Source organism: Aliivibrio sifiae, assembly GCF_002954715.1.
Taxonomy (GTDB): domain Bacteria; phylum Pseudomonadota; class Gammaproteobacteria; order Enterobacterales; family Vibrionaceae; genus Aliivibrio; species Aliivibrio sifiae.
Genome location: NZ_MSCP01000002.1, coordinates 282838 through 308142 on the forward strand (window position 1 = coordinate 282838; position 25305 = coordinate 308142).

28 protein-coding genes and 1 pseudogene are annotated in these 25305 nt (G+C 38.7%); 23 read left to right on the forward strand and 6 right to left on the reverse strand.

Annotated elements, in window-relative coordinates; translation table 11 throughout:
• Positions 1 to 100: 100 nt before the first annotated feature.
• From BTO23_RS12570 to BTO23_RS12645, 16 genes are all read left to right on the forward strand, one after another.
• Positions 101 to 2182, forward strand: a complete 2082-nt coding sequence (locus tag BTO23_RS12570) for a TonB-dependent siderophore receptor (RefSeq protein WP_105063687.1) — start codon at positions 101 to 103, stop codon at positions 2180 to 2182.
• A gap of 94 nt (positions 2183 to 2276) precedes the next feature.
• Positions 2277 to 3044: a DUF3450 domain-containing protein gene (locus tag BTO23_RS12575; protein WP_105063688.1), complete on the forward strand. Its 768-nt coding sequence runs from the start codon at positions 2277 to 2279 to the stop codon at positions 3042 to 3044.
• A 1-nt stretch (position 3045) separates the two neighbouring features.
• Complete coding sequence (locus BTO23_RS12580) at positions 3046 to 4401, forward strand: MotA/TolQ/ExbB proton channel family protein (RefSeq protein WP_105063689.1); 1356 nt, start codon at positions 3046 to 3048, stop codon at positions 4399 to 4401.
• Positions 4401 to 4910, forward strand: a complete 510-nt coding sequence (locus BTO23_RS12585) for a MotA/TolQ/ExbB proton channel family protein (protein ID WP_105063690.1) — start codon at positions 4401 to 4403, stop codon at positions 4908 to 4910. Before BTO23_RS12580 ends, BTO23_RS12585 begins: the two co-directional genes overlap by 1 nt.
• Entirely contained in the window at positions 4907 to 5311 is a 405-nt protein-coding gene (locus BTO23_RS12590; RefSeq protein ID WP_060992082.1) for an ExbD/TolR family protein, read from the forward strand. Before BTO23_RS12585 ends, BTO23_RS12590 begins: the two co-directional genes overlap by 4 nt.
• Positions 5311 to 5931, forward strand: a complete 621-nt coding sequence (locus tag BTO23_RS12595; protein ID WP_060992083.1) for an energy transducer TonB — start codon at positions 5311 to 5313, stop codon at positions 5929 to 5931. The genes BTO23_RS12590 and BTO23_RS12595 overlap by 1 nt, the downstream gene beginning before the upstream one ends.
• Complete coding sequence (locus BTO23_RS12600) at positions 5928 to 7178, forward strand: tetratricopeptide repeat protein (RefSeq protein ID WP_245922107.1); 1251 nt, start codon at positions 5928 to 5930, stop codon at positions 7176 to 7178. Before BTO23_RS12595 ends, BTO23_RS12600 begins: the two co-directional genes overlap by 4 nt.
• A 160-nt stretch (positions 7179 to 7338) precedes the next feature.
• Positions 7339 to 7983 (forward strand): PepSY-associated TM helix domain-containing protein, encoded by a 645-nt coding sequence (locus BTO23_RS12605; RefSeq protein ID WP_105063691.1) that lies wholly within the window; start codon positions 7339 to 7341, stop codon positions 7981 to 7983.
• 74 nt (positions 7984 to 8057) lie between these two features.
• Complete coding sequence (locus BTO23_RS12610; protein ID WP_245922145.1) at positions 8058 to 8540, forward strand: DUF2271 domain-containing protein; 483 nt, start codon at positions 8058 to 8060, stop codon at positions 8538 to 8540.
• 50 nt (positions 8541 to 8590) lie between these two features.
• Positions 8591 to 9421, forward strand: coding sequence for a DUF4198 domain-containing protein (locus tag BTO23_RS12615; protein ID WP_105064265.1), 831 nt, complete (start codon positions 8591 to 8593; stop codon positions 9419 to 9421).
• A gap of 57 nt (positions 9422 to 9478) precedes the next feature.
• Positions 9479 to 9796, forward strand: a complete 318-nt coding sequence (locus BTO23_RS12620; protein ID WP_060992088.1) for a hypothetical protein — start codon at positions 9479 to 9481, stop codon at positions 9794 to 9796.
• Positions 9793 to 10356 (forward strand): DUF6162 family protein, encoded by a 564-nt coding sequence (locus BTO23_RS12625; RefSeq protein WP_105063693.1) that lies wholly within the window; start codon positions 9793 to 9795, stop codon positions 10354 to 10356. Before BTO23_RS12620 ends, BTO23_RS12625 begins: the two co-directional genes overlap by 4 nt.
• Before the next feature lie 22 nt (positions 10357 to 10378).
• A complete protein-coding gene (locus BTO23_RS12630) occupies positions 10379 to 11302 on the forward strand; it encodes a metal ABC transporter solute-binding protein, Zn/Mn family (RefSeq protein ID WP_105063694.1) in 924 nt (307 codons plus the stop codon).
• On the forward strand, positions 11302 to 12066 hold the full coding sequence (locus BTO23_RS12635; RefSeq protein WP_105063695.1) for a metal ABC transporter ATP-binding protein: 765 nt from the start codon (positions 11302 to 11304) through the stop codon (positions 12064 to 12066). Before BTO23_RS12630 ends, BTO23_RS12635 begins: the two co-directional genes overlap by 1 nt.
• A complete protein-coding gene (locus BTO23_RS12640; protein ID WP_105063696.1) occupies positions 12066 to 12941 on the forward strand; it encodes a metal ABC transporter permease in 876 nt (291 codons plus the stop codon). Before BTO23_RS12635 ends, BTO23_RS12640 begins: the two co-directional genes overlap by 1 nt.
• A 52-nt stretch (positions 12942 to 12993) precedes the next feature.
• Positions 12994 to 13878 carry a metal ABC transporter substrate-binding protein gene (locus BTO23_RS12645; protein WP_105063697.1) on the forward strand — a complete coding sequence of 295 codons (885 nt, stop codon included), beginning with the start codon at positions 12994 to 12996 and terminating at the stop codon, positions 13876 to 13878.
• Positions 13879 to 13996: 118 nt separating this feature from the next.
• Here the strand turns inward: BTO23_RS12645 and BTO23_RS12650 are convergent, their stop codons facing one another.
• On the reverse strand, positions 13997 to 14476 hold the full coding sequence (locus BTO23_RS12650; protein WP_105063698.1) for a transcriptional regulator: 480 nt from the start codon (positions 14474 to 14476) through the stop codon (positions 13997 to 13999).
• Positions 14476 to 14622: pseudogene (locus BTO23_RS21500) on the reverse strand (ABC transporter ATP-binding protein); the annotation flags it as partial. The pseudogene BTO23_RS21500 and the gene BTO23_RS12650, both read right to left, overlap by 1 nt.
• Before the next feature lie 178 nt (positions 14623 to 14800).
• On the opposite strand from BTO23_RS21500, the gene BTO23_RS12660 reads away from it, so the two are divergent.
• The gene (locus tag BTO23_RS12660; protein ID WP_105063699.1) at positions 14801 to 15928 is read left to right on the forward strand and encodes a DUF3103 domain-containing protein; all 1128 of its coding nucleotides are present in this window, start codon (positions 14801 to 14803) and stop codon (positions 15926 to 15928) included.
• A 54-nt stretch (positions 15929 to 15982) separates the two neighbouring features.
• On the opposite strand, the gene BTO23_RS12665 is transcribed toward BTO23_RS12660, so the two are convergent.
• Genes BTO23_RS12665 through BTO23_RS12680 form a run of 4 tightly spaced genes read right to left on the reverse strand, consistent with a single transcriptional unit; the run spans position 15983 to position 18274 of the window.
• Positions 15983 to 16381 (reverse strand): CBS domain-containing protein, encoded by a 399-nt coding sequence (locus BTO23_RS12665; RefSeq protein WP_105063700.1) that lies wholly within the window; start codon positions 16379 to 16381, stop codon positions 15983 to 15985.
• Positions 16378 to 16728 carry a P-II family nitrogen regulator gene (locus tag BTO23_RS12670; protein WP_060992097.1) on the reverse strand — a complete coding sequence of 117 codons (351 nt, stop codon included), beginning with the start codon at positions 16726 to 16728 and terminating at the stop codon, positions 16378 to 16380. The genes BTO23_RS12665 and BTO23_RS12670 overlap by 4 nt, the downstream gene beginning before the upstream one ends.
• A 23-nt stretch (positions 16729 to 16751) precedes the next feature.
• Positions 16752 to 17543 carry a DUF1538 domain-containing protein gene (locus tag BTO23_RS12675; protein ID WP_060992098.1) on the reverse strand — a complete coding sequence of 264 codons (792 nt, stop codon included), beginning with the start codon at positions 17541 to 17543 and terminating at the stop codon, positions 16752 to 16754.
• A complete protein-coding gene (locus BTO23_RS12680) occupies positions 17540 to 18274 on the reverse strand; it encodes a DUF1538 domain-containing protein (RefSeq protein ID WP_060992099.1) in 735 nt (244 codons plus the stop codon). Before BTO23_RS12680 ends, BTO23_RS12675 begins: the two co-directional genes overlap by 4 nt.
• A 363-nt stretch (positions 18275 to 18637) precedes the next feature.
• On the opposite strand from BTO23_RS12680, the gene BTO23_RS12685 reads away from it, so the two are divergent.
• The 6 genes from BTO23_RS12685 (at position 18638) to BTO23_RS12710 (ending at position 25198) form a co-directional block, all read left to right on the forward strand.
• Positions 18638 to 19156: an Hcp family type VI secretion system effector gene (locus BTO23_RS12685; protein ID WP_060992100.1), complete on the forward strand. Its 519-nt coding sequence runs from the start codon at positions 18638 to 18640 to the stop codon at positions 19154 to 19156.
• Positions 19157 to 19314: 158 nt separating this feature from the next.
• A complete protein-coding gene (locus tag BTO23_RS12690; RefSeq protein ID WP_105063701.1) occupies positions 19315 to 21351 on the forward strand; it encodes a type VI secretion system Vgr family protein in 2037 nt (678 codons plus the stop codon).
• A gap of 4 nt (positions 21352 to 21355) precedes the next feature.
• Entirely contained in the window at positions 21356 to 22153 is a 798-nt protein-coding gene (locus BTO23_RS12695) for a DUF4123 domain-containing protein (RefSeq protein ID WP_105063702.1), read from the forward strand.
• Positions 22150 to 23952 (forward strand): T6SS phospholipase effector Tle1-like catalytic domain-containing protein, encoded by a 1803-nt coding sequence (locus tag BTO23_RS12700; RefSeq protein WP_170066739.1) that lies wholly within the window; start codon positions 22150 to 22152, stop codon positions 23950 to 23952. The genes BTO23_RS12695 and BTO23_RS12700 overlap by 4 nt, the downstream gene beginning before the upstream one ends.
• Complete coding sequence (locus tag BTO23_RS12705) at positions 23949 to 24566, forward strand: DUF2931 family protein (RefSeq protein ID WP_105063703.1); 618 nt, start codon at positions 23949 to 23951, stop codon at positions 24564 to 24566. The genes BTO23_RS12700 and BTO23_RS12705 overlap by 4 nt, the downstream gene beginning before the upstream one ends.
• Positions 24567 to 24571: 5 nt before the next feature.
• Complete coding sequence (locus BTO23_RS12710; protein ID WP_105063704.1) at positions 24572 to 25198, forward strand: DUF2931 family protein; 627 nt, start codon at positions 24572 to 24574, stop codon at positions 25196 to 25198.
• The last annotated feature ends 107 nt before the right edge of the window (positions 25199 to 25305 follow it).

Here is a 25305-nt window from a genome sequence, read left to right on the forward strand (position 1 = left end):
AGAATGTAAATTTAATACAAATGGAAACGATTATCATTTATATTCCATCTCAGAATTTAATCACCCGTTTTATTAATAAAAGATTTGGAGATAATGGAATATGTTTTCTAAAAGTCAGTTGGCTCTCGTTATTGGCGCAGTTTTATCTACCCCTCTTGCTTACGCTGAAACAGACACATCAACTACTGATGAGCACATGGTCGTAACTGGTCGTGATTACGGTTATAAAGTAGACACAAACTCAACGTCAATGCGTATGGAAGCAACGCAATTAGAAACTCCTGGACAAGTAACGGTTATTGATGAGCAAATCATTGATGAACAACGTGCGAGTACACTAGGTGAAGTATTAAAGAATGATTCAAGTATTTCTGAAGGTTCTAAATCAACTAACCGTGAGCGTTTCTATTTACGTGGTTTTGAGTTAAGCAGCAGCTCAAGTTTTTTACGTGATGGTGTTCAGCACTGGTCGCATTACCGTCAACCAATTGAGTTATTAGAACGCGTAGAAGTGGTAAAAGGCCCTGCAGGTTTACTTTACGGTAAATCGACACCTGGTGGCTTAGTTAACATGATCTCTAAAAAGCCGACTTATGAAACGCAAGTAACAATTAGCCAAGATATCGGTTCAAATAATTACATGCGTTCAATGGCTGATGTTAGCGGTGCATTGAATGAAGATAAAACATTACGTGCTCGCGTTATTTTATCTCAAGAAAATCAAGATTCATGGCGTACACGTTTTGATGGTACTGATGTAGAAACGGAACGTACTGTTGGTGGTCTTTTTGTTGATTATGATATTAATGAAGACATCATGCTATCTGCTCACTATGACAGAACTAATGAACTAGGTGATTTGGATAACGGCTCAAAAGTGGATACAACAACGGGTGAAGTGATTGACCCAAATACAGTTAAAGACCAAAACTGGGCAAAAACAGATAATGACGTTGCAAACTATGGTGTTGGTTTAACAGCAAACTTAACTGATTCATGGTCTGTTAAGACAGGTATTAGTCGTCAGTTTTATGAGCGTCAACGTACAGAGTCAGATATACATAAAGATGGCAGTAGCTATAAATCATCAGATCGTCATGATGAATGGACATTCGATACTGCGTATGTGGACTTTACTGGCGATGTTGATGCTTTAGGTGTTAATCACCGCTTATTAGTAGGAGGTAACGGCCTGCATTATGATTATAAACGTCAATATGATAGCTATAAGTCGTGTACGTCAGGTACAGATACATGCAGTGATGGTTTTAATCGTCCGGATGGTTTGAATTCAAATAATGATACGGTTGGTTCTCATTCTAAGAGCCAACATTACGGAATTTACTTACAAGATTTAGTGACATTTAATGATTCTTGGCAGTTACTTGCTGGTGCTCGTTTTGCTGTTGATAAAACAGAAGATAGCAAAGGTAGAAAAGAAGATTACAGCAACATTCTACCTAAGCTTGGTGTGATTTATCACCCTGCAGAAAATGGTTCTATTTATGCTGTTTATTCTGAAAGTTTCGAACCTGTAGCAACCATTAATGATGCTGATGATGTGAATGACGGTCAAAAACAAGATCCAATGAAAGGTAACTTATACGAGTTAGGGTCTAAGTGGGAACTATTAGATAACAGCTTGTATGTATCTGGTGCTTTATTCCAAATTGTACAATCAAACATGCAAGTGTCTGAAGATATTAATGGTGGTTCGAATACTCGTACTTCACAAGTGGGCGAACAAATTCATACTGGTATTGAATTAGCGGCGACGGGTTACCTGACAGAAGCATTCTCATTAAGCGCATCAACGACGTTACTCGATGCAAAATATGAAAATGATCCTGCGTTAGAAGGTAAAACGCCTGCGGATGTACCTGAATTTAGCGCAAGCATTTGGTCTCAGTACGATTTCAATAATGGCACAGGAATCAACCTTGGTATTTATCATGTAGGTGAGCGTTACGGTGATTCTAAGAATGAATTCAAAAAAGATGCTTACACACGAGTAGATATGGGTATTTCACATACTATTAAATATGATGAAAGCTTAGATTTTGTTGCTCGATTTAATGTAGAAAACTTATTAGATACAGATTACCTAGCTGGAGGTAGTGCAAGTGGTGTAGTGGTTGGTGAAGGCCGAAACTATATGGCGACACTACAAGTTAAATACTAATTTAGCGTAATAAATATAAGGGAGACTTCGGTCTCCCTTTAGTGCGTTTATTTGAATGTAAATTTTAAGAACATAGATAGTTAAGATAAAAAATATGAATATTCTAAAAGTCAGTATTGGATTAGCGTTAGCTACTCTAATGACCTCAGCTCAAGCCTCTACGCTTGATCAAGCTCGATCTATCGAGAATAAATCAAATACAGCTTCAGCAGTTAGCCAAAGCAAAATTGATAAAAGTGCAGAAGCCACATTGACCTATAAAGCAGAGATCGAACAACTGCAAGAAGAAGTAAAAAATCTTGCGGTTTATCGTAATCACTTAGTTGGCTTGGTGAATAGCCAACAACAAGAAATGACAAATTTAAACAGCCAAATTGAAACCATAAAAGACACTCGTCAAGGTGTAGTGCCGTTGATGTATAAGATGCTGTCAGGTCTTACGCTATTAGTTGAACAAGATAAACCAATCAAGATCTCAGAGCGCCAACAGCGTATTGAAAAACTAGAACACATGATGACAAGAGCCGATGTTAGTGATGCTGAAAAATACCGCCGTATTCTGGAAGCGTATCAAATTGAGATGGATTACGGCACAAAGTTAGGAACATACCAAACTCAAATTACGGTTGAAAATGATGAACTAATCGATGCCGATATGCTGCATCTAGGGCGTGTGTCTTTGCTTGCTCGTCGCTTAGACTCTTCGCAATATTGGAGTTGGAATACTTATAACAATCAATGGGCATTATTGGATTCATCATTCAATGATGAGTTAGCAAAAGCCTATTCAGTGGCTTATAAGCAAGTCGCGCCAAGTTTATTAACTTTGCCTGTTTCTCTATCACTGAAAGAGGTGAAATAATATGACAATCAAACCACTTATTTTAGCTATTTCATTATTAGGTTTCTCACTTAATACAATGGCTGCGAATAGCACATTACTTCAAGAGACTAAGCAGGCAAGCCAAATTCAGAAGCAACACAATACACAGCGAGAAGCTAGCTTTGCGTTGACTGAGAAAGAATTTAAAGCACAAAAGAACGCCTTGATTGCAGAGCGTAAAAAACTGCAAAAAGAGAGCGATGAATTGAGTTCAACCTTCAGTAAAAACGAACAATCACTTGCCACGCTAGAGCAACAATTGCATTTAGAAACAGGCAGTTTAGGTGAGTTGTTTGGCGTGGTAAGACAAACGGCAAAAGATCTTAATGCTGAATTAAAAAACTCAGTGACAGGTTCAATTAATGCTAATAATGCACAAGTGATTAATGACATTGTAGAGGCTAAATCATTGCCATCAATGACTCAGTTAACAGGGTTATGGCAAACAATGACTCAACAAGTGCAGGCGAGTTCAGCGTTGGAATTAATGTCAGTGACGCTAATCAATGGCGCAGGGCATCGTTCTGAAATCAATGCGTATCGCGTAGGTAATATGGCGCTTGTTGGTGACGAAGGTTTCCTACGTTGGGATAATAAAAAGAACGTAGCAACATATTATGCACAACAACCTGAATTAGCGCCTTCTGTAGCTACATTATCTACGATGGAGCAACAGCAAGTAATGATGATGGCAGTTGATCCATCGCGTGGCATCATGTTAGAGCAACTAGCAAATTCACCAACACTTAAAGATCGTCTTCAAGCGGGTGGTGTGGTTGGACAAATCATTATCGCTCTATTAGTTATTGGTCTACTTATTTCTTTATTTAATGGTGTAAGGTTACTGGTGATTCGTCAGCAAATTCGTACTCAATTAAAAGATCCTGCACAAATCGGTAATAACCCTCTAGGCCGTGTGTTATCTGTTTATGATGCAGAGAAAACTCGTTCGGTAGAGGCATTAGAACTTCGCTTATTAGAAACGATTGTTGATGAGCAGCAAGGCTTAGAAAAAGGCCTATCAATGCTTAAACTTCTTGCAGCATTAGCACCGATGTTAGGTCTGTTAGGTACTGTTACCGGTATGATCGAAACATTCCAGGTGATCACGCAATTTGGTAATGGCGATCCTAAAGTGATGGCGGGCGGTATTTCTATGGCATTGGTAACAACCGTATTGGGCTTAGTTGCAGCGATGCCTCTGTTATTAACTCACAATATTTTAAGCTCTCAAGCGGAAAGCATTCGTACCATTCTTGAAAAACAAGGCTTGAGTTTGGTGGCAGAGCAAGCAGAAAAAGAAACCAATAATACACCAGTAGGAATGGCAGCGTAATGACGGCTTTTCTCTCTCATTTTATGGCACAAGGCGGTCCCATTTTATGGTGGTTGGGCGCAGTTGTTGCCGTGTGTTGGTTATTGGTGGTTGAGCGTGTGTTTTTCTTATTATTCACTTTTCCTGAACAACGAAAAGTATGGTTAGAAAAGTGGCAACAGCGAGACGATCACGATTCGTGGTATGCGAAAACCATGCGTGATGGATGGATAAGTGAAGCCCATCTTCAATTAAATCAATATCTGAATTTTATCAAAGTTCTTGTGGCAATTTGCCCAATGCTCGGTTTGCTAGGTACAGTAACTGGCATGATTTCTGTGTTTGATGTAATGGCAAATCAAGGCAGCAGCCAGCCTAAATTGATGGCTTCTGGTATTTCATTGGCAACATTGCCTACGATGGCAGGAATGGTAGCAGCTTTAGCGGGTATGTTTGTTCATGCTCGTTTAGCCAAAGTGTGTCGTCGTAAAGAACATAATTTAGAAAAAGCATTAAGGAGTCAGTCATGAGACTTGGCCGTCGCTCTTCAAATCAAGAAGAAGCACAAATCGATTTAACATCCATGCTCGATATCGTATTTATCATGTTGATATTTTTTATTGTGACTAGCTCATTTGTGCGTGAATCAGGGGTAGAAGTGAATCGCCCTCAAGCAAGCAATGTATCGAGTCAAAAAGACGCGGGTATCTTTGTTGCTATTACGGCTTCAAATGATATTTTCATTGATAAACGCATGGTGGATGCAGAGCGAGTTCAAGCAACCTTAGAGCATTTATTATTAGAACAACCAGATGCGTCGCTCGTTATTCAAGCTGATGAACATGCCTACAATGGCACGGTTGTGAAAGTGATGGATGCGGCAAAAGGGGCTGGTGTTAAAGGCATCGCATTGGCTGCGGAGAAAGGTTAATGTGGCGATTATTGTTGGCAGTGCCAATTGCGCTTTCTATGACGGTAGGGCTATTCACGTTTATGGCGTGGATGGTAGACAACGGTCATAACGGCAAACCAGAAAGTGGTGAGACGATTCGCTTTGATATGGTGATGGTAGAGCAAGAACAAGATGTTCAGCGCCGTCAACGTCGTGTGCCTGAAAAACCAGAAACACCAGAGCCTCCGCCAGAGGCAGAACCAATGTCTTCTCAAACACAAACCGCGATGACAACACCACAAAGCTCAATGCCACCAATGAATTTGGATTCTGGTATTTCAGGGTTAGCGATTAATGCACCGAGTTTTGCAGATTTTACCGGTAATCAACAAGCGATGCCTTTGTATCGTGTTGAGCCTCGCTATCCTTCAAAGGCGATGAAAAGAGGTGCTGAAGGCTTTGTTGTTATGTCATTTACCATTGATGAACAAGGGCGTCCAACCAATGTGAAAGTAAAGGATGCAAAACCACGTCGAATGTTTGAAAGAGAAGCGGTTAAAGCGTTGAAAAAATGGAAATATCAGCCAAAAGTGGTGGATGGAAAAGCCATTGCTCAAATTGGACAAACGGTGAAATTGGAGTTTACGTTAGCAAAATGATGAAATTATCTTTATCTCATACTTCAGATTCGTTGAGATCTTTACGCGGCTTTATTTTAAAGCTGAGTTCTGTGTTCTTACTTTGCTTAGCATTTCTATTTAGTTGCGTTTCTCAAGCACAACAATTGAGTCAATATAACGCAGCGAAAGTACAGCGAGCATTGCAATTACAACAGCAAGAGAAGATGACAGAGGCGATTAATGTATTGGCAGTACTCACGCCTTCTAACGATTACGATAAAGCTTATATTCAACGTATGTTGGGTGTTTTTTATTGGCAATCAGGCAACAGTAATTCAGCGGTTAGTTATCTTTCAAAAGCGGTGAATAGTAAGCAGTTAGCCGATGAGCAGGCATGGGTAACTCAGCGTATGTTGGCGGATCTTTTACTTACTGAGCAACGCTTTTCTGATGCCTTACCGCATTATTACCAATTAACAAAAACACTCCCTGAAAAGCAGAATATTGGGGATTTATGGTTCCGTATTTCTCAAACCCATTACCAGTTGGCTCAATGGGAAAAGGTCCTTTCTGCATTAAATAAGCATGAACGTGTTGCTAAATATAAGAAAGAAAGCGAAAAAAGCCAATCGTTAGTGCTTAAGCTAGGCGCACAATTACAATTAAAACAATGGAAATCGGCCATCCCAACATTAAACAGCTTATTGGAATTAGAACCAAATAAAGCGACGTGGTGGCAGCAGTTATCAAGTATTCAACTTCGCTTAAATCAACCTAAAGAGGCGTTAAATACCTTGGTTCTCGCTCAACGACAAGGGATAGAATTGAGTCAATCAGAACTGAAGTTATTGGCTCAACTTTATGCTCAACGCGGTATCCCAGAGAAAGCCGCTGAAGTACTAAGTCAGTTAGATGAAGCGCAAAGTGATATTGATTTACTGACCATGCAAGCAAGTTATTGGCAAGCAGCAAAAGAGTGGGATAAAGCCATTGTTACTTGGTCAAAAGCCGCGACGCTAGATTCACGTTTTTATTGGCAGGTTGCACAATTGCAAATTCAAGAAGGTCGCCACAAACAGGGCTTGAAAACTTTAGATAAAGTAAAAGATTACAAAAAGACCGAGGATATCGCGTTAGCGAAAGTAAGAGCTTATTACAAATTGAACCAAATAGATTCAGCGTTACTTCATGCGAAAAGAGCCAATGATTTTACCCCATCAAATGAAGCAAAAGGATGGATAAAGTATTTGTCGCAACTGAGAAAAACAGCCAATAATTCAGTGTAAACTTTCTTTAATGCCCTTATTTAATGATGAGGGCTTTCACTTCTTCAATAAATATAGACGTTAACAATTTCCACAAACGTAAATAATGTAAATTGAATGTCAACGCAAATCATTATCAATTACATTGGCATCCATTATAATTAATTGATCCTGTCTATTCATGCTGCTTAAAAATAAACAAGTACAATTGTGGGCGCGTCGCTTACATGTCTACGTATCAATGGCGCTTCTACTCGTTGTCTTATTTTTCTCGATCACAGGGATCACGCTAAATCGCCCTGATTGGTTTGTCAGCAGCTCTCCAGACATCAAAAACACCACTATTTCTGTTCCTAGTGATGTGCTTTTTTCTCTAGATGAAACACACCACGTTCTTTGGAATAAACCAAACACTGCCGCTTTGCTTAATTACTTAAATCAGCATTCCGACCTCTCTGGAACGCCTTCTAATATCGATGTTTTTACCGAGGTTGAAGACGGTGAATTAGTCGAGGGTGAATTGTCATTAAACTATAAAGGGCCGGGTTATAACGCGTCTGTTTATATTGATTTAACGACAGGCATAGCAGACATCGAAAGCTCAAATTATGGCGTTGTTGCGTTATTAAATGATTTACACAAAGGACGAAACAGCGGTGAGGTCTGGAAGGCATTCATTGATATTACCGCGCTATTAATGGTCTTTTTTGTACTTACGGGCGTGTGCTTAATTTTACCGAAAAAAAGAACACTGATGACATCAATGAAGTGGATGGCATTTGGCTCATCAATCACGCTTGCATTGTATTTTATTGCCGTACCTTAACCCTTTTATCTTGTATCCATAAGGACATCACAATGGCTTCACTCTCTACCTATTTACGTCATTCAATTGCAGCGATGATAGTAACGACGCCTCTTTTGGTTAATTCAGCGACTATTTCTGAGAGTGCGAAAGTCGATGTTACTTTTGAGCTTCCGACGATTACGACAACCATGTACGCGCGTCCTTATGTGGCGGTGTGGATTGAAAACAGCGAACGTAAATCAGTAAAAACGATTGAGCTGTGGGTAGGTAAAGATGAGTGGCTAAAAGATCTAAGAAGTTGGTGGCGCAAAGTCGGTCGTTACGATCGTGAATTAGTTGATGCTGTTACTTCTGCAACTCGACCAGCAGGAAAATATAAATTCAGTTGGGATGGAAAAGACGACTCAGGCCAGACGCTACCACAAGGTGACTATACGTTACATATCGAAGTGGTTCGCGAGCATGGTGGCCGTAACTATTTACGTCAAAAAATGACGTTAGCGAATAGTGATATGACTTACCAATTAAAGCCAACAGAAGAGACTGGCGAAATCACCATTCATTATAAAAAATAATTTAGATGTCTATTTATCAGGGAATTAAACACATTATGAAAACAACATTAATGAACAGTAAGTTCAAAGCGGCAGTATTAACCGGCGTGATGGCTGTAGGTTTATTGGCTGCAACGACGGCTAACGCACACCCTCGTTGGGTATTGCCTTCTCATTTTACAGTATCTAAAGAAGGCGGTGATTGGCTTACCTTTGATGTGACTGCGTCACACGGAACGTTTGTATTTGACAAACCTGCGGGCAGTGATCAAGCGCAGGTTGTGATGCCAGATGGTCGTACTGAGCGTCCAAACTTTGTCGTTAAAGGCAAACGTCGTTCAATGTTCGACTTCTATTTTGAAGAAGAAGGCACTCATAAAGTTCGTATTAATAATGAACCAACTTACTACACCCAATATAAAGCGGGTCGTCGTGATACGGTTAAATGGATTAAAGCGACCAAAGCCGACCGTGATTTAGTGCTGCCTAAAAAATCGCGTGATGTGGTAAGTCAAGTGAGTTTCACTCGTGCTGAAAGCTATGTAACGGTGGGCAAGCCAACAACAGAAGCGATGAAGCTTGATAATATCTTGTTAGAGCTTAAACCATTAACTCACCCGTCTGACATTATTGAAGGCGAGCCAGTGACTTTCCAATTCTTCTTTAATGGTAAACCTCAAGCGGGTGTTACGGCTGACATTACTCGTGAAGGAACGTTATACCGCAATCATCAAGAACAAATTGATGTAGTGAGTGATAAAGAGGGAAAAATCACGTTTACTCCTGAAACTGCGGGTCGCTACCTGATGAAATCAAATTACAAAGGTGAGCTGAAAGACCACCCACTTGCAGAACAAGCAAGTGTAAATGTTCACTTAACGTTTGAAGCTCTACTTCAATAATGCAGTTAGCACCGCTTTCCATAAAGGTTTGTGGTGCTTTTTTATCGAGATTTATCCATGGCTAAATTAAACCTGAAAACCATTTTTGTTTCTTCTCTTCTTTTTTCTTCTGCGAGTTTTGCTCATTTTCCATTAATGAGCTGTTGGTTTGAATCGGATCTAGTGCTGTGTGAAACAGGCTACAGTGATGGCAGTAAAGCCGTTGATTACGATGTGAATATGTATGACTACGATGATAATTTGATTGCAAAAGTAACCACAGATAAACGTTCAATTGCGGAATTTACGAATCCTGAAACGGATTTTTATTTGGTGTTTGATTCTGGACATGAAAGTCCTGTTGAAGTCGATGTTGTTGAGATCTCAGAGAAATGATCATTCAATCTGTTACTCCAGATAATGGAAGCGCAGAAGGCAAATGGATCGCACTCATTATTGGGTGCATTTTGCTTATTGCGGTGGTCGCGTTGCCATATCATCAATCGAACGATGAAGGCGTAAAGCTTGAATCACACCAAGTTCTTATCACCGATTTAGCGCAAGACGATTTAGCTATGATTGCTGAGCTACGTTTAACCTATGAAGAAATTTACGATATTCAGGCTGAATCAACAGAAGAAAATACATGGCCAGATATCGCTTATTTAGCCGATGAGTGGTTGCCTCCTTTTGTACAAGACCAAAGCTGGGAGCGCCGAGGAAAGCACCAATGGCAGCATTTAGGCAATGGCATTTATTTAGGCTTAACCTCTAAAAAAGAAGGGTCTGCGTCATTCATTTTTAACGCGAAAGGCGATGATATTGAGCTTTGGCTGCACCATGAATTGATGTCTACGTCTATCTCCCCTGATTCAATCTCTTGGAATGAAAGCGAACTCATTCAACAGCAGTGGGTACAAGTTATCTTCCCTGCTCATGACTCTCATTTAAATTGATACCAATAAAAGATAAATAATAATGATGAAATCTATTTTATACGTACGTTCTTTTGTTCTGCTTAGCTTACTTTCTTTGTTTTCTTCGTCGGCGATGTCGGCAACAAAACCTTTGGTGATTGGTATTACCTTACAGCCTTATTACAGTTATGTGAAAGCGGTCGTGGGTGACAAAGCAGAAATTCTTCCTTTGGTTGATGCTGGGTTTAATCCACACAATTATTTACCTCAACCAAACGATTTAAAACGTTTAAATAAAATGGATGTGATTGTTGTTAATGGCATTGGGCATGATGACTTTGCGTTAAAAGTAATTTCGGCAGCAAATAACAGCAAGTTAATGGTATTAGAAGCCAATAAAGACGTTCCTTTGTTACCAGCAATGGGGCAATCGGTCGGTAAAGGGGCGGTGAACCCACATACGTTTGTTGGTCTATCTACAACAATTCAAAAGGTTTACACCATTGCCAATGAGTTATCTCGAATTGATCCTGAAAATGCCTCGTTCTACCGTAAAAATGCACGTAAATACGCGAAAAAATTCCGATTAATGAAGCGTGATGCAATGCTCTCTCTGGGTGAATTAGATACGGCGGGTATGAAGGTCGCAACTACGCACAATGCGTATGGTTACATTCTTCAAGAGTTTGGTGTGGATGTGGCTGCAGTCATTGAACCCGCTCACGGCGTAGAGCCAAGTGCGAGCCAACTGCAAGGCACGATTGAAAAGATCCGTGAATCTGACATTGATGTTTTATTTTATGAATTGAACATGCCAAACCGTTTTGTCGACACAATCGAAGAGGCGACTGGTGTTCAGCTGTATCGTTTTTCTCACATGACGCATGGCCCTTATGAAGACAATAAAGTTGAAATCGAGATGAAATCAAATTTAGACACCTTAATCGAAGCCATGAAATTTGCTGCAGATAAGGACGCTAAATAATGTCAGGACCAGCAATTTCGTTAACCAATGTTGGGTTAACTTATGGTGAAAATACCATTCTAGAGGGCGTGAACCAACACTTTGAAGCCGGTCAATGCCATGTGGTGATGGGGCCTAATGGCGGTGGTAAAACCTCGTTATTGCGTTCAATTTTAGGATTAACCGCGTTTCAGGGTGAAATTAATATTGAGTGGGCAGAGCAGAAAGGGGTGATTGGTTATGTGCCACAAAAAGCCGTTTTTGAATCTAGCTTGCCACTAACGGTGAAAGATTTCATTTTACTTAATCAAACACGAGTGCCTTTGTTCTTAAGTGCACTATGGCGTAAGAAAAGCAGCCAAGAAGCATTTGCAATGGCACAGTTAGAGCGTGTTGGCATGTCTAACCGTGCCGATCGTCGAATGGGACAGCTGTCTGGTGGTGAGCAACAGCGCGTGTTATTCGCACAAGCGTTATTGGATAATCCGGATCTACTTGTTCTTGATGAACCAACAACAGGAATGGATGAACACGGGGTTCGTTATCTTGAATCCTTAATGCATGAATTTATCGCGCAAGGTAAAACGGTATTGGCCGTTCACCACGATGTTACCGCTGTTCGCCGTCTTAAAGCTCACGTTCATGTTATTAATCGTAATTTAGTTGATTCAGGCTGTTATTCAGAAGTATTAAAGCCTGAGAAAATTGAGCGTTTATTCAATCATTATACGGGTGCAAGTGCTCAGTATGATGGGGCGAAAACTAATAATGGAGAGGCTGCATAATGGAACTGTTTCGTCATTGGGCGTTATATGGCGTCGAGCAAGGCTTTTTAAGTGACAGTTTTTCATATGCCTTTATGGTCAATGCTATTGTTGCTGCCATCCTTTTAGGACCATTGTTAGGTGGATTAGGAACCTTAGTAATTGCAAAGCGTTTGGCCTTTTTCTCTGAAGCCGTTGGTCACGCCGCCTTAACAGGTATCGCGTTAGGCGTGTTATTGGGAGAGCCCGCAGAGAATCCAATTATCGGCTTATTTAGTTTCTGTATGATCTTTGCTTTGTTACTGCATTTTGTGAGAAACCGAACCAATGTGCCTTACGATACGTTAGTTGGGGTGTTCCTTGCCTTGGCATTGGCTGTGGGTGCAGCATTACTGATGTACGTAGCACGTAAAATTAATATTCACATGCTAGAGAACGTATTGTTTGGTTCCATCTTAACGGTGACGGATCAAGATATTGCGATTTTAGCGGGCAGTTGTTTATTGATAGTGGTGGTATTAATTCCGACGTTTAATCGTATTTTATTAACCTGTATCAGCCCTGATATTGCCAGAGTTCGTGGCTACAAAACCAATTTTTATGACTACCTGTTTGTGATGATGATTACTCTTGTGACGATTGCATCGGTAAAAATTGTCGGTGCGGTTTTAGTTGGCGCGTTATTACTCATACCTGGTGCGACGGCTCGATTGTTAACTAAGAACATGGGCAGTTTTGTCTTGATGTCTGCGTTATTAGCGACAATATCGTGCTTGATTGGCACCGTATTACCAATGGAATTAGAGCTGCCAGTGCCTTCTGGGGCAGCAATTATTATTGTTTCAGCTTTCTTCTTTTTACTTGCGACGAGCTACCGAATTCTTCGTAAGAATTAATAGAATAGAACTCATGAATAATCGAAGAACATAAGTATAGATAGGATAAGAAATGAAACAGAATTCAATGAAATGGATAGTGATTGTTAGTGTATGTGTAGCCTCACTATTTAATATGAAAGCAGCAATCGCAGCAGATGTATTAACGGCAACCCCTGTGACGTATATGCTATCAAGCGAGCTATTAAAAGAGACCTCATTAACGACAAAATATTTACCACCAAATCGTTATGGGATTGAGCGTTTACCCAATTGGTTTGCCACTAAAGGGGTAAAAACCGTTCAAGATTCAGCAAAAACAGCCCAAGCGGTTGTGACGATTGGTGCGGTATGGGCTGATGATCCTCTTTATGTGAACGCAAGATACAGCAATATTCAGATTATTGAAGTCGATGCTTCTCAAGCAATTACTCCTCGCGCACAAGGTGTGGCAGCATTACGTTTATCTGATGGCTCGACTTCAAAATACGCATGGTTAAACCCAACAAATTTAATCCGAATGGTAGCGATTGTTAGTGATGATTTTCAACGTATCTGGCCTGATAAATCAGAGCAGATCCAAAAAAACCAAGAGCAGTTTATGCTGTCGGTGCGTCAATTAATTAACCAGCAACAAAAAGTGATTTTAGATAATGATATCGACTCGGTTATTTTACTGTCTGAGCAGTTAGAAGACTTTGCCTCTGGCAATCAATTGTTTGTGGTTGATCGCTTAACAAAACCTGCTCTTGAGTGGACTGAAGACGATAAAGCACAGTTGAAAGAATTAATTGAAGAAGACGATTCAGTTTGGATTATCACAACTCAAAAGCCAAACAAACAGATGCAAGCATTGCTACCAATGGATCGTGTATTAGTTGTCGATGCGGTTGATCGTTGGGGCAGAGTAGGAATAAACACCAAAGCGCCATTACAGAGATGGCAGTTAACGTTATAGCTGTACCTAAGTTGGGCACGTTTAGTCTAAACAGAAAAGCAGTAGGGGCTTATTATTACGATCTAGCACCTACTGCTTTTTTATTGTTTTAGTATGGTTAATTTATAAGGTAATACATTTAATGGGGGGTCATTAAATTTGATGCGTTATTGCTATTTAACGATTCATTCCAAGAAAGGCTCGCCATTAATTTAACGTGCATCTCAATGAGTGAATGGGCTTTCTTATTCCATGTGGATTGATCTTGTTGTTGATTACAAAACTCCAAGCTGAGTACCGTGAGGTGTTGTAATCGTTTTAAGCACCAATCTTTAATATCAATATCCGTTGCAGAGTTAAAGGCGGCCACTTCTAACTTTGCACTGGCGTATTGCAACATTTGGTATGCTTTCTTTTTGTCATGATACTTGGTGTGTTCAAATACTCTTAAACTGCCATCTAACCAACAGGCTATTGCTTTACTTTGCTCGTCAGTCAATGTTGGTCCCCACACCGAATTAGGCGCAGAGTATAAGAGTGTTTCAAGCGCTTCTATTTGGTCATATTGCTTTGCTTCATACCAATTAGAAATCGAGATTAACCAAGTATCTAATGTCATTATGCTGCCTCATCCCAATGTTTAACGAAATGGTTGTCGCCAACCTGCTTACACCCTTCTATTACAATACTGCTGCGTTTTCGTATTTCATCAGCGTCTATAGAATAGTTTGGTTCATTTTCGACCAAATTGCCAAAAGGTAAATTTCACTTTTTGGTGAAATCCCCCCCCCCTGATATTTATCTGTTTCAATAGTGAGATATTGCATTAAGTATTTATTTTAGAGTATTGACTTTAATTTTTCTGTGGTTTTGTTAAGGTGGGCTTTAGGGACAAATGTAAACGGATGTAAATAAATACAATAATTATAAAAAGGAATGCTGTATGAACAAATTAACAGCGCTACTCGTACTTTGTTTGATGACTCCTGTTTCAGCGAATGCGCAAGATGAAGTGTCTAAACGTGACTTAGCTCAGGAATTGAGTCGCGCTTTTCCACAATTAGAGAAGAGTTTAAAAGGTACGATTAATCAGTACCAGTTAAGTGCCTCTTTATCTGATTTGCCTATTCAACCCAAACCTCAAGCTCGAACTTTTATGGCAGCAATGAGTGCGGCTAATGATACTGAAATCGAATCTCGTGGGTTACAGCACTATACTGACGAATTGTTGGAATTACGTCTTGCTGATCCAAGTATGCTTGCTCGTTGGCAGGCAGGGCAAAGTCCATTATTTGCTTTTGAACCTGAAGGGGCAGAAAGTGAATGGCAATATATTGAAGCATTTGATATTGATGGCAACGTTCATTACCTAGATATTTATGATATTCCAGAGCGTCCTGTTTTAGTGGTTGATACCAATAACCGTGAAGAACTAAAAGCTGGTTTGGCGTTAATGCGTGATGAGTTAAAAGCATTACAAGAACAGCCGAAAGCACAAAAAATCGCTCGTTACTCTATGATGCAAAGTGCACCAGCAGAGCCAACTGAAATCAATACGACTATATTGAAAAAAATTCAGCTAAAGGATGATCATGAACCATGGATCTCTGGTAAAGCAGAAGTGTATGCGATTGTTTCTGGTGTCAGTCCTGATCGTGATGAACCAACGATTGATCTGATTGAAATGCCGTATCTTGATTACGCCGAGCAATCTTACCCTGCAAATCAAATCATGATTTTTTGGCAGCGTTATCGTTGGGGTGCGGCGGATATTATCTTGATGGAACAAGATGATAAAACGGATTACAAAGAATTAGCGCAAACTATTCTAAAAGCAGCAAGTGACTTTTTAGCGACTATTCCAGATAAAGAAGCGCAGGCTTATTTAATTATCCCTCAAATGACAAGTGCAATCATTGCTTTGCTTCCTGATGATTTGTTCATTAATGATGATGATTTTGTTGATGTGTTCTATACCATAATGAAAGATACAGAATACACAGACCATTCAGGTGCAGGGAACAACGCCACAGCGGATTTTGCACCGTTAATTATTCAAAAAACAGAATAGTAATTTATTATAATAACAGTGACTTAAAGGCTCATGTTTTTAAGTCACTTTTTCTTAATGACTAAGATCTGCCATGCCATTCAAAACAATATTGTTGTAACTCACCATCCCTACTATTTCACCATGTTTAATAACAGGCGCGCGACTAATTCCAAAACGCTCAAACAGACGAGCGCAGTACTTTACGTTCATATCAGGAGAGACAGAAAGGGCTGGTTTTGTCATGATTTCATAGATATTAGTACGATCTGTTGGACGGTTTTGAGCTAGTACTTTTTTGACAATGTCATTCATCAGAACAATGCCATATTCATCATCATCGTGACGTTTCTTTACGATAAGTGCTTTAACCTGTTTTTGTTTTGCTAGTTGAATTCCCTCTGCAACCGTCATTAAACCATCAACCATGACATAGGTGTTGGACATAACATTTTCTACTTTTACTTTATTCATAACTTTTCCTCAACGACCTTGGTTAATGTCTCGACTTGGTGAGCAACGCCAACGGCATCTTCAATATCAATTTGAATGGCAATTCCTTGACCTGATTCAGTATCAAATTCTCCTATCTCGTTAATTTTTTCTAAAATAGAGCGAGCAAGGTGTTCTTCAACTACAAACAATAAAACATCCTTTTGAACCTCAAGAGTTAGGCCAAAAAAGGTTTTCTTCTTATTTAGCCCTTCACCACGAGCGTGATTAATTACGGTTGCTCCTGTTGCTCCTGCATTACGCGCAGCATCGAGAACCGCATCAGTTTTGGCTTCTTCTACAAAAGCGAGTAATAATTTAAAGCGCATCGGCTTTCTCCTAAATTAATCGATTAATTCGTATTTTCTTGAGAACTAGATTTTGTTTTGGCTCTATAAGCACTGATTTGTGCATAAGCCATAACTGAAATTATGGGAAATAAACTGGCGAAGGCGATTAACCCAAAGCCATCAATCATCGGGTTTCGACCGGGAATCGTTGAAGCAAGACCTAATCCTAGTGCGGTTACTAAAGGTACAGTGACAGTCGAGGTTGTGACACCACCAGAATCGTACGCAAGTGGAATGATCATTTTAGGTGCGTAAAAGGTTTGAATAACCACAATGACATAACCCACCATAATGTAATAATGAATTGGGTCACCAACCACAATTCGATAACTTCCTAACGAGATACCAAAGGCGACACCTAAAGCAACGGCGATTCGCAATCCATTAATGCTAATACTACCACCAGAAACTGCATTGGCTTTGATGGCAACGGCGATGAGGGAAGGCTCTGCAATGGTAGTGCTAAATCCAATTGTGGCAGCAAAAACGTAAACCCAATAGTAATCAACCCAATCAAATGTTTGGATTAATAGGTCTTGACCTTCATAGATAAAATCAGGTGCGGTTAATTGAGCAGCCATAGATTCACCCAGTGGGAAGAGTGCCATTTCTAAACCCATTAAAAATAGAGATAATCCTAATATTACGTAAAAGAAACCAAGAATGACTTTAGGTAAATTGGCTATTGGTTTTTTTAATACCGCAAATTGGAAACCAAAGATAATAACGACAATTGGTAATACATCACGAATGGTTGATAAGAAGGTTTCAAGAAATAGAGTTAAACTGTTCATGCTAATACCATCCCATAGAGCATGACAAAAATCATCGGTAGTAATGACGCAAAAGCAATTAAGCCAAAGCCATCAAGCATAGGGTTTCGCCCCTTAATGGTAGATGCAAGGCCGACACCAAGAGCGGTAACTAAGGGAACGGTAATTGTCGATGTTGTTACTCCGCCAGAATCGTAAGCGATGCCAATGATGTTCTCTGGTGCGAACCATGTAAGAGCGACCACGGTAATATAACCACCGATGATCATGATATGAATAGGCCAGCCTTTTAAAATACGTAATACCCCAATTACAATGGCAAAACCAACAGAGAGTGCAACAGTTAAACGTAGGCCGTTAGCGTAATCATCCATATCGTTTTCAGTATGTGGGATCATTCCTCCTTCGGCGGCGACTTCAGCAGCCTCTGCTGCAACCGCGGTAAGGGCGGGCTCGGCAATGGTGGTTCCAAAACCCAAACAAAAAGAGAACAATAATAACCAAGCCACGCTACCTTTTCTGGCAAAGGCTTGTGCCATCGATTCGCCAATAGGGAATAGGCCCATCTCTAGACCAAAGATAAAAAAGGTTAAGCCGAATACCACAAGTAGCAAGCCAAAGAGGATAGAACCAATGTTTGGTAATGGCTCTTGCAGTACTACGAGTTGAAAGAAAGTAATGACCAGAATAATAGGGAGAAGATCACGAAAGCTTCCAAGCATGGCTATTAACATCGCTTTAATGGCGTTCACTTATTCTCCTTTAAGTTCATATTTGTATATTCTTTATACTGTACCAATTAAAAAAAGAGTGTGAGCAAAGGTAGGTTTTGATTTATTTTTGAAGAGAATGTTTCGAAATGTTAACTAGATAGAAAACGGGTTCTTTTGCTATATGGGTCGAAGATTTTTCTTTGCGTATATCGTTTAGTTTAAGTTGGCATGTTATTTAGTTTGATTGTATTTTGAAATTCTTTGATTGCTTTTCAAACGATATTTATTGTTATTGTATTTTTGGTTTTATTAACTTGTTGATTTATATAGAAATTAAAATTGGCACAACTTTAGCTATAGGGAAGGGGAACATTTATTAATTTTATTTAAAAGGAAGATAGTATGCCAACCCCAGCTTATATGCGCATCGAAGGCGAAAAACAAGGACTGATCACTGCAGGTACATTTACTGAAGATTCAGTAGGTAATATCTACCAAGAAGGTCATGAAGATGAAGTGCTTGTTCAAGGTTTTGAGCACCAAGTTTTATTACCTCGCGATCCTCAATCAGGTCAGCCTACAGGTCAGCGTGTGCATAAGCCAGTACGTATTACTAAGGTGTTCGATAAAGCATCACCACTAATGTATAACGCACTAACCTCTGGTGAGAAACTGCCGAAAGTAGAAATCAAATGGTACCGTACTTCTGCAACTGGTACTCAAGAGCATTACTTCACAACAGTATTACATGATGCAATTATTGTTGATATCACAGCGTCAATGCCAAACTGTCAAGATCCAACGCAAGCACACTTTACACACTTAGAAGATGTGTTCATGACATACCGTGCTATTGATTGGACACATGAAGTAGCAGGTACATCAGGTAACGATGACTGGCGTACAGCAATGAAAGCGTAGCCACTCGCATTTTCGGGAGAGTCATTATCATAAACAACCCTAGCTGTTTATGATGGCTCTCCCTTTTTGCGTTTTAGTTGTACTAACTTCATATAATTTAGTGATAGTGCTGTTGGTATATGAGTTGAATATACATTTGTGTTTCAGGAAGAATCATTATGCAGGATGCAAACCAAGCTCAGTTTGAAATTAATGTCGCCACGATAGATATACCTTTACAAGTCTATGCATTTTCTGGACATGAGGCATTAGGTGATGGTTATGAATTTGATGTTACCTTTATTTGTGACGATTCTGAGTTAGCATTAGGCGAGTGGCTTCAGTTACCTGTTTGTTTGACGCTTCATCATAAAAATGACCCTGAGCTAATACCTCGATATATACATGGCATTATTGAGTCTATAGAACAGTTAGGATCTTCATTTCGCTATAGTACTTATAAACTGAGTTTCGTTCCTATTTTTTCACTTCTTAATTACCGAACGAATTTTCAGATATTTCAGAATAAAACCGTCCCAGATATAATTAGTGATATTTATCAACAAGCTGGAATTTTAACAAATCATTTTGACATCGAATTATTTAACGCTCATCAGCCGCGTGAATATTGTGTGCAATATGGTGAATCAGATTTTGGATTTATTCAGCGATTGATGTCAGAAGAAGGATTAGTTTCTTATTTTGAGCATACTGATGTGGGCTCTAAACTCATTATATCTGATGGACCTGAAGCCTATACAGAGCTTCAACCTCTTTGTATTGTTGCTGATAATGGAATGGTAAAATACGGTAATACCATTACTTCATTAACAAAAAAACAAAAGGTTAGTGTTGGTAAGATATCAATGACAGATTATCATTTTGAGACTCCGCAACGTTATCCTATTGGCGTTTATCAACAAGATGATAAAGAGAATCAAGCCTCAGAATTAGGGTTAGAGCAATATAATTACCCAGCGAATAAAAATACATCAGAAGGTGCCAAAAAACAGGCTGAATTAGTATTGAAACAGGCTAGAACGAATACAATAGAATTAATTGGAGAGAGTGATTGCGCTCAATTGACAGTCGGCCATTTTCAACCAATTCAAGAACATCCAAATCCAGAATGGAATAATACATGGCTACTGACGCAAGTCTTTCATAATGGACAACAACCGCAAGTACTTGAAGAGTTAGCGGATGGGAGTTCAAGTTATCATGCCAGTTTTCGTTGTTCGCCTTGGCATCTTCCTTTTAAAATAAAATCAGAGCCTAAACCTCTTATTCATAATGTAGATACTGCGATTGTTACAGGACCTGAAAATGAAGAGATTTATTGTGATGAATATGGACGAGTCAAAGTGCAATTTCATTGGGATAGAAATGGGCAAGGAAATGAAAAGACCAGTTGTTGGTTACGAACTTCTCAAGGCTGGGCGGGTAATCAATATGGTCAGTTTATTTTACCAAGAATAGGACACGAGGTAATCGTCAGTTTTATTCATGGAGATCCAGATAAACCAATCATTACAGGGTCTCTCTACAATGGTAATAATAAACCCCCTTATACTTTACCTGAGCACAAGACACGCAGTACCTTTAAAACATCAAGCTCTCTCGGTGGAGAGAATTTCAATGAATTACGTTTTGAAGATAAAAAAGACGCCGAGCAAGTTTATATTCATGCAGCCAAAGACATGGACAGTCAAATACAGAACAACCAAACGGTAGAAGTATTTAATGATGAGCACAAAATAGTACATAACAATCAGTATAAAGAGATAAAAAACAATCGAAATACGACGGTTAATGGCAGTCAGTTTGAAACGATTAAAGGAGATTACCATCATCAAATTAATGGTTCTGTTCATAGTAAAGTTGGTAAAAAGCGCTTAGAGGACATTGGCTCAGAATTACATGTAAAAGCAGGGCAAAAAATTGTATTAGAAGCAGGAACCGAAATAACCATTAAAGCAGGCGGTAGTGTCGTGAAGATAGATCCCGCAGGTGTTCATCTTATTGGGTCTGCCATTAACCTAAACTCTGGTGGTAGCGCAGGAAGTGGCAGCGGTTATGCAGGAAAAGCTGCGGTGTTACCAATGGGGAAGGAGTTAGAGAAAGCTGGCGCCCTGCCAATGAAAGTATCAAAAAGTTCAATGCAGAATGCTCAAAAGCTCAATGCAATCGCAGTTAAGTCTTGTGGTGAGGGATAAAGTAATGCGTGAGCAAAGTTATCTTATTGTTAATCCGCTTGAAGATAAGAATGTTATTGAACGCTTTTATCATTTTGGTGGAAATGATGCTTTCCCTCTGTATTTAGATTCTGAATTTGATGCACAGAAAGAGATTGGTCCATGGTTGCTGCCTAACCCTACTGATGATTTTTTATTTTACTTTCAAGGGCAACCATCTGGGTTTGTTATTTATTACTCCGACAGTATTGAAACCCAAATAGAACACTGGAAAAGCTTAACGTTTGCAGGACTTGATGGTGAATTAGTTTTATTTCGTTACTATGATCGTATGGTTTTAGAGCCGATGCTGTCAGCTTTTAGCCAAATAGAATTATCAACGTTTCTTGGGACGGCAAATCGGATTAAGATTATATCTAATGACATCCCTTTTAGTTTTAAGAATAGCGCCCCAAGGCTTACTCATCAGCTTGAACCATGGTGGAGAATAGAAAAGCACCATTCTCAGTATTCACTTAAAAGGCACGCATGGATTGTTGAACGCTTAGCGTGGCAGCGTTTCCCTGAATTAATGAAAACAGTTTATAACTTAAATTTTGATATTCAGTTGAAGCTAATTGGATTTCTTAAGCAAGGTAGATCTTACCAACTTAGTAACGAAGAATTAGAAGCTTATTCTATGATTCAGCTTTCTAAAAATACACAATGGGAAGAGCAAACTGTTTTTGATGCTTGGTATCTGGATGATAAGCAAATAAATACGGTTAAAAAAGCAGGGAAGCTAGCAATGAGTAATGCCCTTCAACAAGGAAGTGAAATATGAGTGATCGTTGTATTCCCTGTGAAAAAGTAACCAATTGGGTTGAATTGGATTTCAGAGATGAAAATAATCAACCTTATGAGGGCATTGAAGTCACCATTGAAGACGCTGTTGGAACCATTCAAACCATAACTTTAAAAGCAGGCTCGAACCTTATTGAGAATATAGCGAGTGGCCCAATAAAAGTTAGCATGGAGCCTCAAGAGTTAATTGATCTTGTTGAAGACAGGGATAAGCGAGTTGAATCAGAAAACTCCCCAGTTATTGATTTTTCTAAAGAAGAAAAAGGTGGCTTAGAAGGTGATGTAAATAAGGTATACCAGCAAGTTACACTGGGTGATTTATGGAGTAAAGCACCTGATTATTACTTTCCTGAAGAACACCATAAAGGAAAGTTAGGAAATTTAAGTTTTGTTCATAATGAAAGCTACGTTATTGAAATTTTAGATTTTACTAAGCAAGAAATTCGTTTTGGTGTCTTTTTTGATGGAACGGGTAACAATTCGTTTAACGCTGATTTTGGTGCTCGGTGTGAAAAAGACGGTTTTGTGCCGGATGAAATACAAAGTGTATGTGAAGAATTAGGTGGATTTTCGAAAAGGAACCGCGGTAGTTATGATAATTCGATTACGAATATTGGGAGATTATTTAAATCATATACTTCGGATATTAACACGGGGCATAAAATTTATATGGAAGGAGTTGGAACTAAGGCTCAAGAAGAGGATGAGCGTTTTCCGGATATGGGATTAGGGATTGGTGATCGTGGTGTTATTGCTATTTCAGCGAAAGCTATTGATGTTATTCTTTTAGAATTGAATAAATTAGGCATGAATATTCACCTTATAAAATTAAGTTTTGATATTTTTGGTTTTAGTCGAGGTGCTGCGACAGCTCGACATTTTGCTAATGAAATTTATAAGAAAAAAGATGGGTTGGTATATGAGAAATTACAATTAAATAGCTCTTCTAAAGTAAATATTAATTTTATTGGGTTGTACGATACAGTGGCTGCTATTGGTTGTATAAAAGATTTATTGGATACAACAGATGAAAATAATCATGGTATAAACTTATATTTGCCTAAAGACATTGCTAATAAAGTGGTACATTTTACCGCACATCATGAATGTAGAGATAATTTCTCACTTAATTCGGTAGCTCCTGAGCATCAAGAAATCGCCTTACTTGGTGTTCATTCAGATATCGGTGGTGGATATAAAGATCCGATTGATAGTGTGATGATTATGAAACCATACCTATGTACCATTACTGAAGGTGATTGGCATGCAGAACAGAAATTTAATAACAAAGCAGTAGAAAAAATAGACGAAATGATGAAAGAATTTTCACCTTATGTTGTTTCTACAAGTTGTTTTTCGCAAAATAATATACTGAACAAAAGACTCAATAATAAGCATTTTCGATTTATAGCAACACTATCAATGACGCGAGATATTTCACCTGATCTTCAGCTACTTTCATTTAATTTAATGCATAAAATAGCGACTGAAAATAAGGTGCCACTCTCTAATAATATTCTAAATTTTGATGATAAATTAACAGAACTCTACTCATATTATGAAGGTTGTTATAATCATTCAAAAAATATTTCAGGTTTATCTATTATCAAAGAAATTCCCGAATCTTTATCATCTTACGTTTTAAAAAAATATATTCATTGTTCAGATCATTGGGCTATAGATACAGGGATGTACACTATGAAACCTAGGGTTAATCAATACGGTGAGCGTGAACGACAAATTTGGACTCATAAAAAACAGAAAGGGTATCCATTTTGAATAAGTATATTTTGATTATTCTTTGTTTATTAGTTTCTGCTTGTTCAATTAAGAATCAAGTTAAATCGCAGCGACTAGATGAATGGACAGTTTCAACTATATCCCCTAAAAACTATATAGCTGTTTCTGATATATTACTTATTACAGGAGAGAAGAAAGAAGGGGGATGGACTGGTTTAGTTAGTAATTATACTACTGAATCTTTAAGCCCTTTGAGTTGGGATGGTGCTGAGCGTTATCATTCAGGTTATTCAATTCAAAGTACTGAATTACCTGGACTAGTCTATATTCGTTGGCATTCATTAGCGAATAAAGTCACTTACAATAAAGCAATTAGGATTTCCGACGATATTCGAAATAAAATGCGTGAATACCACGATATACGCTGCGGATATTATAATTTATTACTCCCATACAAAAATAATATTTTATTAGGCTTAGCCCCTGATGGAATGATTTCTGTATTTCTTAATGGTGGATGCTTTGATAACGAGCTTCAATTTAAAGTACAAGCAGTAGAAGATAAAGTAGTTGATGATTTTGTGTATCCTAAGTTAAAAAAAGAATCTCAAGCTTATGTCGATGAGTATGGCGTTCCCGTTGGTATTTGGTAAAAACAGTGATTAACTTTAATCGATTTCTTCTCATTGTTTTTTGTCTATTGATTAGTGCTTGCTCAACTAAACATCAAGTTAAATCTCCGCCATTAGATGAGTGGACAATTTCGACTATCTCACCTAAATATTACACAGTAAGGGGTGATATTTTATTGATTGTTGGAGAGCGTAAACAAGGTGGATGGAGAGGAATGGTAGGGAAAACTACCATGGAATCTGAAAATCCTTTAGGTTGGGATGGGGGGGAGCGGTTTCATTCAGGGTATTCGATTAGTAGTACAGAGTTACCTGCTTCTTTTTATATTCGCTGGCATTCATTAGCGAATAAAAAAACATATAATAAAACGATTAAAGTATCTGAAGATATTCGAAATAAAATGCGTGAGTACCATGATATACGTTGTGGAAAGAGTAACAGGCTTAAACCATACAAAAATAATATATTATTAGGCTTAGCACCTGATGGAATGATTTCCGTATTTCTTAATGGCGGATGCTTTGATAATGAACTTCAATTTAAAGTACAAGCCGTAGAATATAAAGTAGCTGATGATTTTGTTTACCCAGAATTAAAGAAAGAATCTCAAGATTATGTTGATGAGCATGGTGTTCCCGTTGGTATTTGGTAAGTATTGTGATTAACTTTAATCGATGTTTTCTCATTATTTTTTGTCTATTGATTAGTGCTTGTTCAGCTAAACATCAAATTAAATCTCAACAATTAAGTGAATGGACT